Source organism: Janibacter melonis, assembly GCF_003721155.3.
In the GTDB taxonomy this organism is placed as follows: Bacteria; Actinomycetota; Actinomycetes; order Actinomycetales; family Dermatophilaceae; genus Marihabitans; species Marihabitans melonis.
Genome location: NZ_CP044548.2, coordinates 2,880,118 through 2,897,500, shown reverse-complemented (window position 1 = coordinate 2,897,500; position 17,383 = coordinate 2,880,118). Strand labels below are relative to the sequence as shown.

20 protein-coding genes are annotated in these 17,383 nt (G+C 73.1%); 8 read left to right on the top strand and 12 right to left on the bottom strand.

The genetic code is table 11. The features are described 5' to 3' along the window. Nucleotides 1-118: 118 nt before the first annotated feature. Nucleotides 119-1,030 carry a LysR substrate-binding domain-containing protein gene (locus tag EEW87_RS13895; protein WP_123092480.1) on the top strand — a complete coding sequence of 304 codons (912 nt, stop codon included), beginning with the start codon at nucleotides 119-121 and terminating at the stop codon, nucleotides 1,028-1,030. A 69-nt stretch (nucleotides 1,031-1,099) separates the two neighbouring features. On the opposite strand, the gene EEW87_RS13890 is transcribed toward EEW87_RS13895, so the two are convergent. Beyond that, on the bottom strand, nucleotides 1,100-2,584 hold the full coding sequence (locus EEW87_RS13890) for an LCP family protein (RefSeq protein WP_123092481.1): 1,485 nt from the start codon (nucleotides 2,582-2,584) through the stop codon (nucleotides 1,100-1,102). Nucleotides 2,585-2,732: 148 nt separating this feature from the next. After that, on the bottom strand, nucleotides 2,733-3,005 hold the full coding sequence (locus tag EEW87_RS13885; RefSeq protein ID WP_123092589.1) for a ribonuclease E inhibitor RraB: 273 nt from the start codon (nucleotides 3,003-3,005) through the stop codon (nucleotides 2,733-2,735). 65 nt (nucleotides 3,006-3,070) lie between these two features. On the opposite strand from EEW87_RS13885, the gene EEW87_RS13880 reads away from it, so the two are divergent. Then, a complete protein-coding gene (locus EEW87_RS13880; protein ID WP_123092482.1) occupies nucleotides 3,071-3,532 on the top strand; it encodes an SRPBCC family protein in 462 nt (153 codons plus the stop codon). A gap of 42 nt (nucleotides 3,533-3,574) precedes the next feature. On the opposite strand, the gene EEW87_RS13875 is transcribed toward EEW87_RS13880, so the two are convergent. Further along, on the bottom strand, nucleotides 3,575-4,138 hold the full coding sequence (locus tag EEW87_RS13875) for a TIGR03086 family metal-binding protein (RefSeq protein ID WP_123092590.1): 564 nt from the start codon (nucleotides 4,136-4,138) through the stop codon (nucleotides 3,575-3,577). Between the two features lie 188 nt (nucleotides 4,139-4,326). Here EEW87_RS13875 and EEW87_RS13870 point away from each other — a divergent pair, with 188 nt between their 5' ends. Together EEW87_RS13870 and EEW87_RS13865 are read left to right on the top strand one after the other, a co-directional pair. Further along, a complete protein-coding gene (locus tag EEW87_RS13870) occupies nucleotides 4,327-5,160 on the top strand; it encodes an SGNH/GDSL hydrolase family protein (RefSeq protein ID WP_225985074.1) in 834 nt (277 codons plus the stop codon). Nucleotides 5,161-5,188: 28 nt separating this feature from the next. Next, complete coding sequence (locus EEW87_RS13865; RefSeq protein ID WP_123092484.1) at nucleotides 5,189-5,992, top strand: tryptophan-rich sensory protein; 804 nt, start codon at nucleotides 5,189-5,191, stop codon at nucleotides 5,990-5,992. Here the strand turns inward: EEW87_RS13865 and EEW87_RS13860 are convergent. From EEW87_RS13860 to dnaK, 6 genes are all read right to left on the bottom strand, one after another. After that, the gene (locus tag EEW87_RS13860) at nucleotides 5,968-6,171 is read right to left on the bottom strand and encodes a helix-turn-helix transcriptional regulator (RefSeq protein WP_123092485.1); all 204 of its coding nucleotides are present in this window, start codon (nucleotides 6,169-6,171) and stop codon (nucleotides 5,968-5,970) included. The two genes, EEW87_RS13865 and EEW87_RS13860, sit on opposite strands and share 25 nt — an antisense overlap. Before the next feature lie 11 nt (nucleotides 6,172-6,182). Next, on the bottom strand, nucleotides 6,183-6,608 hold the full coding sequence (locus EEW87_RS13855) for a hypothetical protein (protein WP_123092486.1): 426 nt from the start codon (nucleotides 6,606-6,608) through the stop codon (nucleotides 6,183-6,185). 238 nt (nucleotides 6,609-6,846) lie between these two features. After that, nucleotides 6,847-7,293, bottom strand: a complete 447-nt coding sequence (locus tag EEW87_RS13850; protein ID WP_123092487.1) for a heat shock protein transcriptional repressor HspR — start codon at nucleotides 7,291-7,293, stop codon at nucleotides 6,847-6,849. Nucleotides 7,294-7,296: 3 nt separating this feature from the next. Continuing rightward, nucleotides 7,297-8,325: a DnaJ C-terminal domain-containing protein gene (locus tag EEW87_RS13845; protein ID WP_123092488.1), complete on the bottom strand. Its 1,029-nt coding sequence runs from the start codon at nucleotides 8,323-8,325 to the stop codon at nucleotides 7,297-7,299. A gap of 32 nt (nucleotides 8,326-8,357) precedes the next feature. After that, nucleotides 8,358-9,008, bottom strand: a complete 651-nt coding sequence (gene grpE / locus EEW87_RS13840) for a nucleotide exchange factor GrpE (protein ID WP_201464962.1) — start codon at nucleotides 9,006-9,008, stop codon at nucleotides 8,358-8,360. Continuing rightward, complete coding sequence (gene dnaK, locus EEW87_RS13835; protein WP_068271851.1) at nucleotides 9,005-10,897, bottom strand: molecular chaperone DnaK; 1,893 nt, start codon at nucleotides 10,895-10,897, stop codon at nucleotides 9,005-9,007. Before dnaK ends, grpE begins: the two co-directional genes overlap by 4 nt. A 354-nt stretch (nucleotides 10,898-11,251) precedes the next feature. On the opposite strand from dnaK, the gene EEW87_RS13830 reads away from it, so the two are divergent. Both EEW87_RS13830 and nhaA read left to right on the top strand, forming a co-directional pair. Then, the gene (locus EEW87_RS13830; protein WP_163562348.1) at nucleotides 11,252-11,407 is read left to right on the top strand and encodes a hypothetical protein; all 156 of its coding nucleotides are present in this window, start codon (nucleotides 11,252-11,254) and stop codon (nucleotides 11,405-11,407) included. A gap of 63 nt (nucleotides 11,408-11,470) precedes the next feature. Further along, complete coding sequence (gene nhaA / locus EEW87_RS13825) at nucleotides 11,471-12,739, top strand: Na+/H+ antiporter NhaA (RefSeq protein ID WP_123092489.1); 1,269 nt, start codon at nucleotides 11,471-11,473, stop codon at nucleotides 12,737-12,739. Nucleotides 12,740-12,853: 114 nt separating this feature from the next. Here the strand turns inward: nhaA and EEW87_RS13820 are convergent, their stop codons facing one another. Further along, a complete protein-coding gene (locus EEW87_RS13820) occupies nucleotides 12,854-13,282 on the bottom strand; it encodes a MerR family transcriptional regulator (RefSeq protein WP_123092490.1) in 429 nt (142 codons plus the stop codon). Nucleotides 13,283-13,431: 149 nt separating this feature from the next. Here EEW87_RS13820 and EEW87_RS13815 point away from each other — a divergent pair, with 149 nt between their 5' ends. Then, nucleotides 13,432-14,955 (top strand): SulP family inorganic anion transporter, encoded by a 1,524-nt coding sequence (locus EEW87_RS13815; RefSeq protein ID WP_123092491.1) that lies wholly within the window; start codon nucleotides 13,432-13,434, stop codon nucleotides 14,953-14,955. A 90-nt stretch (nucleotides 14,956-15,045) separates the two neighbouring features. Then, on the top strand, nucleotides 15,046-15,546 hold the full coding sequence (locus tag EEW87_RS13810; protein ID WP_123092492.1) for an SRPBCC family protein: 501 nt from the start codon (nucleotides 15,046-15,048) through the stop codon (nucleotides 15,544-15,546). Nucleotides 15,547-15,552: 6 nt separating this feature from the next. On the opposite strand, the gene EEW87_RS13805 is transcribed toward EEW87_RS13810, so the two are convergent. Both EEW87_RS13805 and EEW87_RS13800 read right to left on the bottom strand, forming a co-directional pair. Next, complete coding sequence (locus tag EEW87_RS13805; protein WP_123092493.1) at nucleotides 15,553-16,704, bottom strand: geranylgeranyl reductase family protein; 1,152 nt, start codon at nucleotides 16,702-16,704, stop codon at nucleotides 15,553-15,555. Nucleotides 16,705-16,797: 93 nt separating this feature from the next. After that, nucleotides 16,798-17,304 carry a DUF3995 domain-containing protein gene (locus tag EEW87_RS13800; RefSeq protein WP_123092494.1) on the bottom strand — a complete coding sequence of 169 codons (507 nt, stop codon included), beginning with the start codon at nucleotides 17,302-17,304 and terminating at the stop codon, nucleotides 16,798-16,800. Between the last annotated feature and the right edge of the window lie 79 nt (nucleotides 17,305-17,383).

Below are 17,383 nucleotides of genomic sequence, written 5' to 3'. Positions count from 1 at the left end.
CTTCGTCGGTGGCGCCAGACTGCCCACGAGGATTATGTCGATCAAGGGCATAGTGGGTATGACACTGATATGCCGGGAGCAACAGTCGGTCCCGCCGATGCCGCTCGGAGGAGCACCCATGGACCTGCACCACGTCACCGCCTTCCTCGCGGTCGCGGAGGAGCTGCACTTCGGGCGAGCGGCCGCGAGGCTGCACATGGCGCAGCCGCCGCTGAGCCGCACCATCCAGCAGCTGGAGCGTCAGCTCGGGGCTCCCCTCTTCGAGCGGACGACCCGCTCGGTGCGGCTGACAGCGCAGGGCGCTGCGCTCGTCGACCCAGCCCGCGAGATCGTGCGCTCCTTCGCGACGGCCGAGCGCACCGTCGCCCATGCCGGTCGAGGCGAGATCGGCGAGGTCCGGGTCGGCTTCGCCGGCCCGTCCTCGCATCGCCCGATCAGCCAGCTGGCCCGCCGGGTCCGACGTGACCTGCCCGGGGTCGAGCTGACCCTCACGAGCACCACGTACGGCAGCGGCGCGATCGAGCGGATCCAGGAGGGCTCGCTCGACCTCGCGATCGTCATGTACCCGAGCGTCCCCGTCGGTCTCGGCTCGCGCGTCGTCGCGGTCAACCGCCTCGTCGTCGCCCTGCCCGAGGACCACCCCCTCGCCGGCCGCGACACCGTGACGATGGCCGACCTCGCCGACGAGTCGTGGGTCATGCTCCAGCCCACCAGTGGGTCGAGCCTGCGCGAGCTCACGCTGCGCGCGGCCCAGGAGGCGGGCTTCTTGCCCAGGATCGCCCAGCACGCGCCCGACTCGTGGACGATCTTCGCGCTCGTCGCGGCGGGGGTCGGCGTCACGCTCACCGTCGACACCGCCTTCGGCGGCAGTCCCGGCCCGGACGGTCTCGTCGTCATCCCGCTGGACGGCAGCGCGGAGCAGGTGCACGCCCGTCTCGTGTGGCGCGCGGACGACGCCAGCCCGGTGCTGCGTCGGGTGCTCGCGCTCGGCGAGGACGCCCTGCCGACACCACCGGGGGCCGGGGGCTGAGCCGGTCACGGACGCGCGACGCGGGACGAGGCCGCGCCTCGTCCCCTTCGCCGCTCCCGGCCCTGTCCGTCAGCAGGTGGCGGTGATGTCCGCCAGCTCGTCCGTGGGCTCGGTCGTCGAGCTGCCGCTCGGTGTCGCGCTCGGGCTCGCGCTCGAGGTGGGCTTCTTCGTCGCGCTGCGACGCGGCGGGTCGATCGCGTCACGCACCTTCGTGTGGATGACGCCGTAGTCCGGGTTGGTCACGTCGATGACCTTGTTCGTCAGGGGCAACGACTTGATCGAGCCACCGTCCTGGATCCGCTCGACGAGGACCGCCCAGGCCGACAGGTCGTCCTGGGGGATGTCGACCGCGACGTTCTTCTTGAGCACCGCGGCGAGCTCGGGGTAGCGCCGCAGCATGCTCACGGGGTTCACCTGGTTGATGAGCGCGCCCACCATGCAGCGCTGCCGCCGCATCCGGCTGAAGTCGCCGTCCCGGCTGTCGGCGCGCGAGCGCGAGTACCACAGCGCCCGGTAGCCGTCGAGCCGCTGGACGCCGGGCTCGATGTAGCCGGTCGTGCCGACGACGACGCCGCCCTCGACCTTGCACCCGATGCAGACCCGCTCCTTGACGTCGATCTGCACCCCGCCCATCGCGTCGACGAGCTCGGTGAAGCCCTTGAGGTCGATGATCGTCGTGTAGTCGATGTCGAGCCCGAGGATCTGGCTCACCGCGTCCTTGGTGACGGTGAGACCGGGGCTCGGGTCGCCGGGGAAGAGCGCCGCGTTGTCCTCGCCGAGGGTCCACACGTACTCGAAGAGGCACTGGTCACCACAGCTGTAGCCGTCCGGGTACTGCGCGCGCAGCGGGCTGTCGGGCGAGAGCGGGATGTTCTGCAGGTTGCGCGGGATGCCGAAGAGCACGGTCTTGCCGGTCGTCGTGTCGATGCTCGCGACCATCGTCGAGTCGGGGCGCACGCCGGTCCGGTCGGGCCCCGCGTCGGAGCCGACGAGCAGGATGTTGACCCGGTCGGTGCCCTCCCACGGGTCCTCCGCGTCGACCGGTGCGGCCGCGCCCTCGGGCCGGATCGAGGAGAAGACCTCGCCGATGACCGAGCGCTGGATGAGGGCGTAGCGCGCGGCCTGGGCCGCGGGGGCGATGACGAGCAGGGCGGCGAAGGAGGCGAAGAGCAGCATCGCGACGCGGGGCCGGCCCGACACGTCCGCGGGCATGTTGTCGCGGGCGGTGGCGACGATGCCGAAGAGCCAGACGAGCGCGCCGACGACGAGCACGGGGATGAGCACGGCGAGCGCCCGGCGGCTCACGCCGACCTCGAGGACCGAGGTCGTCACCCCCTTCGACAGCAGGTAGGCGACACCCGCGACGAGCGCGACGACGAAGGCGGCGACCATGACCTGCCCGGTGCGCCGACGACTGGGGATGAGCCCGAGCCCGGGCACGACGGTGCTCGCGGCGGTGAGCACGTAGAAGCGGCGGCTCAGCCGGGACCGCGCGCGCTCGGAGAGCATCGGGGTCGCAGGCTTGTCGCGCCGGTGTCGGCCGATCTCGCTCATACGGGCAGTCCTGGGGTCGTTCGGGAGCTGGCTGCCGGGCACGGTCAGCCGCCTGATCCTGGCACACCGGGCTGGAGGTCGGCTGGATGCGAAGGGAGAGGCGCCCCGCGTCGTCCCGGGTCCCGGACGTCGTCCGGCCGAGAGAGGATCAGGCCGGCCCGCCCGTGCGGTCGTCGTACCAGCCGTCGTGCTCCTCGGCGAGCGCGCTGAAGCGCTCCTTCAGCCCCTGACCGACGGCGCTCGCCTCGTCGGTGACCGTCTCGACGCGCACGTAGATGGCCCACTCGTGGTCCTCGCCGTCGTCCTCCCCCGCGAGCGCCTCGCGCACGACCCGGACCTCGCCGAGCCCCTCCTCGCGCAGGTCGTCGGCGACGCGCTCGGCGTCGTCGCGGTCGGGCAGGACGATGAGGTGCTCGCTCATGACCGCCATGCTCGCACCCTCGACAGGGTGTGGACATGACCGGCGCGCCTGGGCACGCTCGTCAGATGAGCGATCAGAAGATCACCGTCCAGCGCACCGTCGACGCGTCCGCGAAGGACCTCTTCGAGGTGCTCACCAACCCCAAGCGCCACACCGAGCTCGACGGCTCCGGCTTCGTCCGCTCGGACGAGAGGTCCAACCGCATCCAGGGCGTCGGCGACGTCTTCACGATGAACATGGAGGGCGACCACATGGGCGGCGAGTACCAGACCGACAACCACGTGACCGCCTACGCGGAGAACACGATGGTCGGCTGGCAGACCGCCCCCGCCGGCACCGACCCCAAGGGCTGGGAGTGGCTCTGGGAGCTCGACGCGCAGGGCCCCGACAGCACGCTCGTCAGCCTCACCTACGACTGGAGCAAGGTCACCGACAAGGAGCTGCTGCAGCAGGTGAGCTTCCCGCTCATCAGCAAGGGCCAGCTCGAGGACAGCCTCGGCAACCTCGCGGCGGCCGTCTCCTCCTGATCTCCCCCTGACCCGCCACCCCCCACCTCGGCCGGGGCGCCCCTACCGGGCGTCCCGGCCGAAGCGCGCGAGGACCCGCACCGGGCGCGGCTCGTCGGCGCCGACCTCGAGCGGGCCGGAGCAGATGCCGTCGCCGTAGAGGCGCTCGCCCCAGCCGTCGGCCGCGGCGTCGAGCGTGTCGAGCTCGGCGTCCGTGATCGAGGTGTCGCCCCCGGTGGCGCGGGCGACGTCCCACCGGTGGACGACCATGTCGAAGCCGTAGAAGTCGTCGAGGACCTGGCCCACGGTCGAGACGCCGAAGGGGGTCTCGTACGGCGCCTCGCCCACGCGCGGGTCGGCGAGGGCGCGGGCGACCGCCTCGGAGTGCGTCCGCCAGGCGAGCGCCGGGCCCTGGGCGACGACCGGCGCCGGGTCGGGCAGGCTCGCGCCGTTCGTCAGCAAGAAGGTGCGCTGCGTGTCGACGAGGTGCTGGAGCACGTCGGCCGCGCTCCACCCCTCGCAGGGCGAGGGCGCGTCCCACGCGTCGTCGGGCACGGCGTCGACGACCCGCACGAGCGGGGTGTTGCGGCGGTCGTAGCGAGAGGCGGGGTCCTGGGGCATCGGCATGGCCCCACCCTGGCAGCGAGCACCGACGACGACCACCCCTTCGCTCCCCCTTCGAGCGGTCGCCCGGGCGAGAGGTGAACGCACGACGGCCGCCCGGCGACCCCCGATGACGGCTCGGACAACCCTTCGTCACCACCCCGCGCGTGGCTTGCGACCCGGCCGCCCGGGCGGGTGGCATGGGGCGCGAGATGACTGGCCTGCTCGTCGCCGTGGGCGACTCCTTCACCGAGGGCATCGGCGACCCCCACCTGCACTACCCGAACTCCGTGCGCGGCTGGGCCGACCGGCTGGCCCGCCAGCTGGGCCGCGCCGACCCGACGTGGCGCTACGCGAACCTCGCGATCCGCAGCAAGTTCCTCGACCAGGTGGTCGCCGACCAGCTCGACGCGGCGCTCGCCCTCGGGCCCACTCACGTCACCTTCTACGCCGGGGGCAACGACCTGCTCTCGCTGCGGGCCGACATCACCTCGCTGCTGGAGCGCTACGAGGCGGCCCTCGACCGGCTCGTCGGCTCCGGTGCGCAGGTCGTCCTCTTCACCGCGTACGACGTGCGCACGACCCGGCTGCTCGACCCGCTCGTGCGCCGGGTCCACCTCTTCAACGACGGGGTGCGCGAGCTCTCCGACCGGCAGGGGACGCTGCTCGTCGACCACGCCCGCGTCCGCGACTTCGACCACCCGGCGTTGTGGGCGCCGGACCGGATCCACATGTCCCGACAGGGACACAAGCGGATGGCGGCGCTCGTCGCCGAGACGATGGGCGTGCCCCACACGCTGAAGATCGGCGACCTCGTCCCGCACGAGCCCCGCGGCTGGCGGCACGCGGCCCGCCAGGAGGCGGCCTTCGTGCGCCAGGAGGTCGTGCCGCTCGTGCGGCGGCGGCTGCGCCGCGAGTACGAGGGCGACCGCATCGCCGCGCGGTGGCCCGAGCCGATCCGCCCCGCCGAGGGGATGAAGAGGCTCGCCGCGGCGCGGGCGCTCGAGGCAACCACCCTGGACAGCGCGGGCGCCCGAGGCCGGTGAGAGGCGGGCCGGCTCCTATCGTCGAAGGATGAGCGAGCAGCCCACCCGCGCGGACCGCACCCGTCAGGTCGTCGTCGTCGTCAGCCACCTCGTCGGCGTCCTCGGTGTGCTCACCGGGGTCGGTGTCATCGGCACCGAGGTCTCGGAGTCGAGCAGCGGTGCGCTGTCCGCCGACGCCACCCTCCTCGCGCCCGCGGGCACCGCCTTCTCGATCTGGTCCCTCGTCTACGCGCTGCTCACGGCGTACGCCGTCTACCAGCTCTTCCCGAGCACGGCGACCGACCCCAGGCACCGGCGCACGGGCTACCTCGCGGCCGCGTCGATGCTCCTCAACGCGGCGTGGATCTTCGTCACCCAGTGGGGCCTGCTGTGGCTGAGCGTCGTCGTCATCGTCGCTCTGCTCCTCGTGCTCGGCGTGCTCGTCGCGCGGCTGCACGACCGGCCCGCGGTCGGCGCCGCGGAGGCGCTGCTCGTCGACGGCACCTTCGGGCTCTACCTCGGCTGGGTGAGCGTCGCGACCTGCGCCAACGTCGCCGCGGCGCTCGTGGGCTACGGCGTCGAGACGAGCCAGGGCGTCGGCGAGGTCGTGGCGGTCGCCGTCATCGTCGTCGTCGTGGGGGTGGCCGCCGTGCTCGCCCGGCGGGTCGGACCTCGCCTCGGCATCACCGCCGCCATCACCTGGGGCCTGGCGTGGATCGCGGCCGGGCGGCTCGGCGACGAGCCGAGCTCGCAGGTCGTCGGTCTCGCCGCCGTCGTGGCGGCCCTCGCGGTCGTCGGCGTCTACGTCGCAGCCCGCGGGCGCGTCGCTCAGTCCTCGGCGGTGCCGGGGTAGAAGACGTCCTCCACCCGACAGCCGAAGGTCCGGGCCACCCGGAAGGCCAGCGGCAGGCTCGGGTCGAAGCGCCCGCGCTCGATGGAGATCACCGTCTGACGCGAGACGCCGAGCTCCTCGGCCAGGCGCGCCTGCGACCAGCCGCGCTCGGCGCGCCGGGCCGCGAGGTCGTTGTCCATCCGGTGCCCCCTCAGGCGCCGCGGCGCGAGACGACCGCGTAGCGCACAGCGGAGTCGGCGAGGGCGAGCACCACGAGGAGGGTGAGGACGCCGGTCGCGGAGATGCCGACGTCGAGCACGGAGAGCAGGGTGAGCGTGACGCCCGAGGCGATGACGACGTCGAGGAAGGCGCCGGCCCCGGCCTGCTCGGCCCAGCGCCGCTCGACGCTGTCCTCGGCGTGCGCGTCCTGGGGCACCGTGTGGTCGCTGACGAAGAGCAGCCAGCCGAGGGCGAGGGCCGGGCCGAGCGCGGCGGCGCCGAAGACCCCTGCGGCGAGCCAGAAGTCCTCGCCCCGCACGAGGCCGGCCCCGATGCCCGCGGCGGCGGTGATGCCCGCGGCGAGCAGCCCGGCGCGGAGGTAGGCCGAGGTCGGCGCGGTGGTGGTCGTGCGGGTCATGGCGGTCCCCCTTCGCCCGCGGCCGGTCCCTCCGGTGCGGTGTCAAGCAGACTTTACAGAGGGGAGACCGGTCGTTGTCAAGCGTCCTTGACACGCCTCGCTGAACCCCGCTCCTGGTCCGCGAGCCCCGCTCGTCGCGGTCCCGCGGAGAGCGGGTGTCACGGACGACGAGCGGGGCTCGGCGCAGAAGGGGTGGGCGAAGGGGGAAGGGGGCGAAGGGGGGTGGGGCGGGGGCGCGTCAGCGGCGCGAGTCCCACAGGACGAGCGCCTGCGAGGCCGTGCGCGGTCGGGGTCGCTGGCCGTGGCGCAGCGCGACGATGTCACCGCTGGAGCCCACGGCGAAGAAGCGGGAGCCCTGGCCCAGCGCGACGCGGGCCGACTCGAGCTCCTCCGTGAGTTCGCCGACGCGGGCGCGCAGCGCGTCGACCTGGTGCTCGAGCTCGAAGATGCGCTGGATCGCGCTCAGCGAGACGCCCTCGTCCTGCGAGAGCCGCTGGACCTCGCGCAGACGCGCGACGTCGGCCGCCGAGTACCGGCGACCGCCGCCGCGCGTGCGCGAGGGGGTGACGAGACCGATGCGGTCGTACTGCCGCAGGGTCTGGGCGTGCATGCCCGCGAGCTCGGCCGCGACCGAGATGACGAAGACCGGGGTCTCGTCATCGGGGCTGAAGGCGGAGCGGGCCACGGGTCAGTCCCCCGCCCTCGCGAGCAGGTCGGCACGCAGGGAGTCGGCATCCTGCGCGAGGGCCTCGACGGCCGCGCGCTGCTCGTCGGTGAGGTCGGTCGGGACGACGACCTCGACGCGCACGAGGAGGTCACCGGATCCCCCCTTCGTCGGCACGCCGCGGCCCTTGACCCGCAGGACGCGCCCGCTCGGGGTGCCCGGGGCGACCTTGACCTTGACCGGGCGGCCGTCGAGCGTCGGGACGCTCACCGTCGCGCCGAGCGTGGCCTCGGCGAAGGTCACCGGCAGCTCGATCGTCAGGTTGTCGCCGTCCCGGCCGAAGACCGGGTGCGGCTCGACCGCGACGGTGAGCATGAGGTCTCCCCGCTCGCCGCCGGTGCGGCTCTGACCGCCCTTGCCGCGCAGCCGGATCCGCTGGCCGTCCTTGACGCCCGCGGGGATCTTCGCGGTGATCCGCTCGCCGTCGGCGCTCAGCTGCACCGTCGACCCCTCGACCGCGTCGCGGAAGGACAGGGTCGTGCGGGCGGTGAGGTCGGGACCCTTCTGCGGGCCGCGGGGCGCGCGGAAGCCCGCACCACCACCGCCACCGCCGAAGGGGGATCCCCCGCCCTGCCCGAACATCGCCATGATGTCCTCGAGGTCGGGCTCGCCGCCGCCCCCGCCGGGGAAGCCCTGCGAGGAGTAGCGCACCCGGGAGCCACCACCGCCCCCGCCGCCGAACATCGAGGAGAAGACGTCCTCGAAGCCGGCGCCCCCGGCCCCGCCGGGGCCGCCCGCGGTGAAGCGGGCGCCCCCGCGCGCCATCTGGCGCACGGCGTCGTACTCACGACGCTGCTCGGGGTCGGAGAGGACGGCGTGCGCCTCGCCGACGTCCTTGAAGCGCTGCTCCGCCGCGGCGTCCCCGGGGTTGCGATCGGGGTGGTGCTGCTTGGCGAGCTTGCGGTACGCCTTCTTGATCTCCGCGTCGTCGGCGCCCTGCGAGACGCCGAGGATGCTGTAGAAGTCCTTCTCGAACCAGTCCTGACTAGCCATGCCGTCCTCCTCTCAGGGGGTGTGCGGGTGGGTCACTCGGGGTCGGCGACGGCGACGCGCGCCGCGCGCAGCACGCGCTCGCCGGCCTTGTACCCGGGCTGGAGCACGGTGACGACCGTGGTCGTCGTCGCGTCGCTCGGCAGCTCGCTGTCGCTCGAGTCCCACGCGGCGTGCATGAGGGCCTCGTGGACCGCCGGGTCGAAGGGCTCGCCCTTCGCGCCGACCTGGACCAGGCCGTACCGGCCGAGCGCCTGCTCGAGCTTGTCGGCGATGGCCCGGAAGGGGCCCTCGTCGAGGTCGCCGTGCTGGCGCGCGAGGTGGATCTCGTCGAGCACCGGCAGCAGGGTCTCGAGCACGTCGTGCGCCGCCCGGATCTGGATGTCGGCGCGATCGCGGTCGACGCGGCGCTTGTAGTTGACGTACTCGGCCTGCAGGCGCTGCAGGTCGCCGAGCCGCTCGGCCGCGAGCGCGGTGTCGGGGTGGGCGTCGGAGCCCGCGCCGGGGGCGGCGTCCGCCCCCGGTGCAGCCTCGGCCGCAGGCGTCCCGTCCGCGTCGGCGGCCGGGGTGCCGGCCCCCTGCGCGGGGGCCGGCACGCCGTCGTTGACGGCCTCGACGTTCACCGCGTCGCCGTCGGCGTCGTGGACGACGTCCTCGGGCTCGTGGTTGCTCGTCGAGTCGCTCACTTGCGCTCCTCGTCCTCGTCCTCGACGACCTCGGCGTCGACGACGTCGTCGTCGGCCGGGGTGCTACCCGCGTCGGCGCCGGGCTGGTCACCGGCGGTGCCGGCACCCTCGCCCTGCTCGGCGGAGGCCGCGTAGAGGGCGGCGCCCATCTTCTGCGACTCCTCGTTGAGGGTGTCGACCTTCTTCGACAGGTCGGCAGCGCTCACGCCCGACTCCGGCTTGAGGGCGTCCTTGAGGTCGGCGAGGGCGTCGTCGACCGGCTTGCGCTGGTCGTCGCTCAGCTTGTCGCCGCTGTCGGAGAGGAACTTCTCGGTCGAGTAGACGAGGTTCTCCGCGGTGTTGCGGGCCTCGGTCTCCTCGCGCCGCTGCTTGTCCTCCTCGGCGTGGGCCTCGGCCTCCTGCACCATGCGCTCGATCTCCTCCTTGGACAGCGCGCTGCCGCCCGAGATGGTGATCTTCTGCTCCTGGCCGGTGCCACGGTCCTTCGCGGAGACGTTGACGATGCCGTTGGCGTCGATGTCGAAGGTCACCTCGACCTGCGGCACGCCGCGGGGCGCCGGGGCGATGCCCGAGAGCTCGAAGGTGCCCAGCGGCTTGTTCTGCTGCGCGATCTCGCGCTCGCCCTGGAAGACCTGGATGAGCACGGAGGGCTGGTTGTCCTCCGCCGTCGAGAAGACCTCGCTGCGCTTGGTCGGGATCGCGGTGTTGCGCTCGATGAGCTTGGTGAAGAGACCGCCCTTGGTCTCGATGCCCAGGGAGAGCGGGGTGACGTCGATGAGCAGGACGTCCTTGCGCTCGCCCTTGAGGACACCGGCCTGCAGGGCCGCGCCGGCGGCGACGACCTCGTCGGGGTTGACGCCCTTGTTGGGCTCCTTGCCGCCGGTGAGCTGCTTGACGAGCTCGGAGACGGCGGGCATGCGGGTGGAGCCACCGACGAGGACGACGTGGTCGATGTCGCCGAGCTTGATGCCGGCGTCCTTGATGACGTTCTCGAAGGGGGTCTTCGTGCGGTCGAGGAGGTCCTTGGTCATCTGCTCGAACTGCGCCCGGGTGAGCGTCTCGTCGAGGTGGATCGGGCCGTTCTCGCCCATCGAGAGGTACTGGAGGTTGATCGACGTGGAGCTGCTCGAGGAGAGCTCCTTCTTCGCCTGCTCCGCGGCGTCGCGCAGACGCTGCATGGCGATCTTGTCACCGGCCAGGTCGACACCGGTGCTGCTCTTGACGCTCTGCAGGAGGTGCTTGACCACGCGGTCGTCCCAGTCGTCACCACCGAGCTGGTTGTCACCGGAGGTGGCGCGGACCTGGATGGTCGCGAAGCCGTCCTCGGCGTCCTTGCCCACCTCGAGCAGGGAGACGTCGAAGGTGCCGCCACCGAGGTCGAAGACGAGGATGAGCTCGTCCTCCTTGCCCTTGTCGAGGCCGTAGGCCAGGGCCGCCGCGGTCGGCTCGTTGACGATGCGCAGGACGTTGAGGCCCGCGATCTCGCCGGCCTCCTTCGTCGCCTGGCGCTCGGCGTCGTCGAAGTACGCCGGCACGGTGATGACCGCGTCGGTGACGTCCTCGCCGAGGTAGGCCTCGGCGTCGCGCTTGAGCTTCATCAGCGTGCGGGCGCTGATCTCCTGCGCGGTGTACTTCTTGCCGTCGACGTCCTCGCTCGTCCACTCGGTGCCCATGTGGCGCTTGACGGAGCGGATGGTGCGGTCGGCGTTCGTCACGGCCTGACGCTTGGCGATCTCGCCGACGAGGACCTCGCCGCCCTTGGAGAAGGCGACGACGGACGGGGTGGTGCGACCGCCCTCGGCGTTCGCGATGATCTCGGGCTCGCCGGCGTCGAGGTACGCGACGGCCGAGTTGGTGGTACCGAGGTCGATGCCGACGGCACGTCCCATGGGGGTTCTCCTTCGTCCGGGTCGAAGGGGGCGGGCGCCCCCTTCGGGAGGGGTTGGTCTCTGCGGCTCAACCTACGAAGCCCTCGTGGGCCTGCGCAAATCCGGAGCCGAAAAGTTGAGTACGTCTGACTCAACTACCGACCGGTGCAGATGATTCCCGCCCCCTGATCACCAACCGCCACCCATCAACTGCTGGTTCGAAGAAGGATCGTCACCTCGACGTGACGATCCTTCTTCGACCCAGCGACAGGCTCGGCGCAGGGGCGGCAGCGGGCTGGTGGGAAAGCAGAGCCGGGCGTCTCGCGAGGCAGCGCGAACGGCAGCCGGCACCCCGACGCCCGTAGGATCGGGCGGGTGATCGGACTGCTGCGCCTCCCCCGCCACCTGGCGGACGCGACGCGCATGCGTGCGCTGCAGCGCACGGTCCGCCACCCCGGGACCAACGGGTGGACGAGCGAGTGGGGCACCAACGCGCACGGCGAGATCGCCGGCTGCCCGCCGCCTGCGTGAGCGACGCGCCCCCAGTCGCGGGGCGCAGACGCGCCCATCTCCCCTGACCACGTAAGGCACCTCATGCCCGGACCCCTGACCGACACCCCCCTGCGTCGCATGCCCCACGAGATGTGGCGCGGCGTGCGCGCGAGCGCCCGCAGCGACGCCTTCGGCGGCTCGCTCCTGCTCGTCGCCACCCTGCTCGCGCTGCTCTTGGCCAACACCCCCGCCGTCGACCTCTACGAGTCGGTGCGCGACACGACCGTCGGCCCCGCCGCCCTCCACCTCGACCTGACGATCGGCCAGTGGGCGGCCGACGGCCTCCTCGCGATCTTCTTCTTCGTCGTCGGCCTCGAGCTCAAGGAGGAGCTCGTCGCCGGCAGCCTGCGCGACCCGCGCCGGGCCGCGATGCCCATCGCCGCTGCCGCGGGCGGCGTCGTCGTGCCCGCCCTCATCTACGTCGCGATCGCCCGCTCGTCCGAGGGCGCCCTCCAGGGCTGGGCGATCCCAACGGCGACCGACATCGCCTTCGCCGTCGCCGTCCTCGCGGTCGTCGGGCGCTTCCTGCCGCCGGCGCTGCGCATCTTCCTCCTGACGCTCGCGATCGTCGACGACCTCATCGCCATCACGATCATCGCCGTCGCCTACACCCAGGGGCTGCACCTGCAGTGGCTGCTCCTCGCGCTCGTCCCCCTCGCGCTCTTCGGGCTCCTCACCCAGCGCGGGGTGCGCACGTGGTGGCTGCTGCTGCCGCTCGGCGTCGCGACGTGGGCGCTCGTCCACGCGTCCGGCATCCACGCGACCGTGGCCGGCGTGCTCCTCGGCTTCACCGTGCCGGCGATCGCGTCGACGCGGGCGCGGGTGCAGACCGGCACCGAGGACGGCGAACCGGTCTACGACAGCCTCACCGCCCACCTCGCCGACCAGTGGGGCGTCTTCTCGACGCTCGTCGCCGTGCCGGTCTTCGCCTTCTTCGCCGCCGGGGTGGCCGTCGGTGGCGTCGAGGGCCTGCGCAGCGCGCTCGGCGACCCGATCACGCTCGGGATCATCGTCGGCCTCGTCCTCGGCAAGCCCGTCGGCATCGTCGGCACGAGCCTGCTCCTCAGCCGGCTGCCGTCCTTCGCGCTCGACCCGAGCCTACGGTGGGGCGACCTCGTCGGCGCGGGATTCGTCGCCGGTGTCGGCTTCACCGTCTCGCTGCTCGTGGGCGAGCTCGCCTTCGGCGCCTCGAGCGTGGCTGACGAGCACGTGAAGATCGGCGTGCTCCTCGGCTCCTTCACCGCCGCAGTCATCGGCGGGACGATCCTGTCGGTCCGCAGCCGCCGGGCCCGCACGGCCGGGGTGGGCTGACTCCCCCTTCGCCCTGCCGACCCCGCGAGCTACGGCGCAGTACTGGTCGCGATCACGACCAGTACTGCGCCGTAGGCGGGTCGTGAGGTTGGCACCGCGAAGGGGGCGAAGGGGTCAGCCGGGCGGCGGCGGGGGCGTCGCCATCGCCTCGCGCAGGCTCGCCGTGAGCTCCTCGGCCCGCGCCGTCGTACGGCGCAGGTCGGTCAGGCGCTGCTCGGCGTCGGCGTAGACCGCGGCGACGTGCTCGCGCGCCTGCGCCTCGCGGGCGGGCTCCCCCGCAGGGTCGGCGAGGACATCCAGCGCCTCGAGCAGGGCGCGCATGTCCTCGACGGAGAAGCCGAGCGGCTTCATCGGGCGCACGAGGAGGAGCCGAGCGATGTCGGCGTCGTCGTAGAGGCGGAAGCCGCCGTCCGTGCGCGCTGCGGGGGTGACGAGCCCCATCTCCTCGTAGTACCGGATCGTGCGGTGCGAGAGCCCGGTGAGCTCGGCGACCTCGCCGATGTGCACGTGGCGGCCGCGCACCCCTTCGCCCTGGCCGTCCATGGGGCGCACGCTACCGGGCCGACCCGGCCCCCCGGCGGGCGACCGGACCAACTCTCACGTTGCGGTAGAGTTAACCGTCGCGTCCGTCGAGCCCCGCTCCGGCCGCGCCGCCACCGTCGCCGTCCCGCCGCCCCACCCGAAGGACCCCTGTGCCCGAGCCCGTCACCGCCGCCCCCGTCACCGGCCCGCCCGAGGCCGGTGCCCGCGAGACCTCCGTGCGGGCTGCCCTGCGCGACCCGCGGCGCCTGCGCACCGAGGTGCTCGGCGGTCTCGTCGTCGCCCTCGCCCTCATCCCCGAGGCCATCTCCTTCTCGATCATCGCCGGGGTGGACCCTCAGGTCGGGCTCTTCTCGAGCTTCGTCATGGCGGTGACCATCGCCGTCGTCGGCGGGCGGCCCGCGATGATCTCGGCGGCGACCGGCGCGGTGGCGCTCGTCGTCGCCCCCGTCGTGCGCGAGCACGGCCTGAGCTACCTCCTCGCGACGGTGATCCTCGCCGGGGTCCTGCAGGTGGTGCTCGCCCTGCTCGGCGTCGCGCGGCTCATGCGCTTCATCCCGCGGATGGTCATGGTCGGCTTCGTCAACGCGCTGGCCATCCTGATCTTCCTCGCCCAGGTGCCCTACCTCCTCGGGGTGCCGTGGCTCGTCTACCCGATGGTGGCGCTCGGCGTGCTCGTCATGGTCGTCATGCCGCGCGTGACGACCGCGCTGCCCGCCCCGCTCGTCGCCATCGTCGTCATCACCGCCCTCGTCGCGGCCGCCGGCTGGCAGCTGCCCGACGTCTCCGACCAGGGCGAGCTGCCGCGCTCGCTGCCCTCGCTGCTGCTGCCCGACGTGCCGCTGACGCTCGAGACGCTGCGCATCATCGCCCCGTACGCCCTCGCCATGGCCCTCGTCGGCCTGCTCGAGTCGCTCATGACCGCCAAGCTCGTCGACGGCATCACCGACACCCACTCCGACAAGACCCGCGAGTCCTGGGGGCAGGGCGTCGCCAACGTTGCGTCCGGCCTCTTCGGCGGGATGGGCGGCTGCGCCATGATCGGGCAGACGATGATCAACGTCAAGGTCTCCGGGGCCCGCACGCGCATCTCGACCTTCCTCGCCGGCGCCTTCCTCCTCGCCCTCGTCGTCGGCGCGGGCCCGCTCGTCGGCATGATCCCCATGGCCGCGCTCGTCGCCGTCATGGGGATGGTCTCCGTCGCGACCTTCGACTGGCACAGCGTCGCGCCGGCCACCCTGCGCCGGATGCCGCGCAGCGAGACCCTCGTCATGCTGCTCACGGTCGCCGTCACCGTCGCCACCCACAACCTCGCCTACGGCGTCATCACCGGCGTGCTCGCGGCGATGGTCGCCTTCGCCCGACGGGTCGCCCATGTCGCCCAGGTCGAGCGCGTGCCCGGCACCGGCGAGGTGCAGACCTACCGGGTCACCGGCGAGCTCTTCTTCGCCTCGAGCAACGACCTCGTCTACCAGTTCGACTACGCGGCCGACCCGCAGCGCGTCGTCGTCGACCTCACCGACAGCCACATCTGGGACGCGTCGAGCGTCGCCGCCCTCGACGGCGTGCGGGCGAAGTACGAGCGGATGGGCAAGCAGCTCGACGTCGTCGGTCTGAACGCGGCGTCGGCGGAGCGGCACGAGCTGCTGAGCGGACGGCTCGGTGAGGGGCACTGAGGTGATGGGGCACTGAGGTGATCGAGCACTGAGGCCGAGGCCACGCCGACGCAGCGCGAAGGGGCAGGCTCCCTCTGGCAGGGTCGAGCCATGTCCCGCCCCATGACCGTGTCCGGCAGCGTCGAGATCGCCGCCGACCCCCAGACCATCTACGCCGAGATCGCCGACCCCGACCGGATGGGGCGGTGGAGCCCGGAGAACGTCGGCACGGGCGACCCCCGCCGCGGCGCGCTGACGACGGGCGAGAGCTTCGTCGGGCACAACCGTCGTGGGCCCGCGCGGTGGTCGACGAGGTGCACCGTCATCGCGGCCGAGCCCGGCGAGCGCTTCGCCTTCCGGGTGCATCGCTACGGCTTCGGCCGGGTCCTCGTGCCGGTGTCTGTCGCGACCTGGTCCTACACCTTCGAGGAGGTCGCCCCCGGTCGGACCCGTGTCATCGAGACCTGGCAGGACGACCGCACTCGATGGCCGGACCCGCTCGCGGCACGCTTCGACCGCCTCGTCACGCGCGGACGGACCTTCGACGTCTACCAGGCGGGCAACATCCGCCGCACCCTCGACCGGCTGCGGGAGGACCTCGAGAGCCGCTGAGCCACGTCAGCGGGCGTGCCGGACGAGCCCGGCGACGACCCGAGGGGTGAGCCGGCCAGGCCCGAGCCCGAGCTCGACGAGGTCGTCGAAGACCCGTTGGTCGGCCGCGGCGGCCCGCAGCCCCGCGGCGAGGACGAAGGGGTGAGACGCCACCTTCCCACCGACGGCCGTGCTCACGAGGTTCGCCCGCAGCCGCCGCCGCACCTCGCTGCGGTAGAGACGGCCGGGGTCTCCCCCTTCGTCCGCCCGCGCGGCCGTGCGACCGGCGACCTGCCCGGTCACCGCCGCGTAGTAGATCCCCTCACCCGTCATCGGGTTGATGAGCCCGGCCGCGTCGCCGACGAGCAGCACGCGACCGTCGGGCTGGACCGAGCCCCATCGCGCGGTCGACAGCGGCAGGTGGTGGCCGCGCCACGACTGACCGCCCTCGGTCGAGCCGGGCAGCAGGTGCTCGAGCCGATGGCGCATCAGCGCGTGGGTCGGCCGGTCTCGCCGGTCGCGCAGGATCTCGCCGTACCCGACGTTGGACCACCCGTCGCCCCGGTCGAAGGCCCACGCGTACGACGGCTGGCGGTCCTGCGCGAAGCGAATCACCTGTCGCCCGACGCGTGATGGGGGTGTCGGCGCGTAGCCGCGCAGGCCGAGCGCGAGACGGCCAGGCAGGGTGAGGCCGAGCGAACGACGGACCTGCGACTGCGCGCCGTCCGCGCCGACGAGCACGCGAGCCCTGGTCTCGCCGTCGACGACGACCCCGTCGGCCTCGACCTGCACGTCGCGCACGCGGTGCCGCCGCAGGACCGCACCCGCCGCCACGGCTGCCTCGACGAGTCGGGCATCGAGACGCTCTCGGGGAATGACGAGGGCGGGGCGGCGCATCTCGCGCGTGCTGCTCAGGTCGCCGAGGGCGAGCTCGAGCGTGCCGATCCCCCGGTGCTCACGGCGCAGGTCGGCGGCCACGTCCGAGGCACCGACGGCGTCGAGCACGTCGAGGACGTGAGGGGCGATGCCGTCGCCGCACGACTTGTCCCGCGGGAAGTCGGCCCGGTCGAGGAGCAGCACCCGCGCCCTCGGCCGTTCGTGCAGGGCGGCGAGCGCGGTGATGCTGCCCGCCGGCCCGGCACCGACGACGACCACGTCCCAGTCGTCGGTCGTCGTCATGGCGCCACCCTAGGGAGCGCGACCGCCGTGCGTGTCGGACGGCGGCTCACACCTTCGTCGACGCCCCGCCCCCGAGACTCCGGCGAGCTGCGATCACCGCTGCCGCGAGGTGCCGTCCGACACGCGGACCGGACCGGCGCCCTCGCGGCCACGACGGCGCCGGGTGGCGGCGAGGTGGACGAGCAGGGCGAGACCCCACACGAGGAAGAGGGGGTCCCACAGCCACGCGTGCCCGATCATCCCGGGCCGGTCGAACCCGCGGTCGGGCCGGATCGCGCCGGCGAGGACGAGCTGGCCGACGACGGTGTTGAGACCGCCCCAGACGACGAGCACGGCGCCGCCGAGCCAGGCGAGACCTCGGGTGAGCGGTCGCAGCGGCCAGCCGCGGCGGTCGAGCCACAGGGGCGCCAGAGCGGCGACGAGCTTGACGAGGCCGACGGGCACGAGGACCCAGCGCATGTCGGCGAAGGTCGTGACGATCCGCTCGCCCAGGGTCTCGAGCAGCCAGTCGCCGCCGATCGCCCAGTACAGGCTGAAGAACGCGTGCACCGTCCCCGCCAGCGCCGCGAGCACCAGCCACCCCCGCGCGCGTCCTGTCACCGGGCCGACCCTGCCAGACGTCGGCGGACGACGGGAGGCGAAGGGGGGACCGGCGGGCGCCGGGACGCTGCGGGCTGTC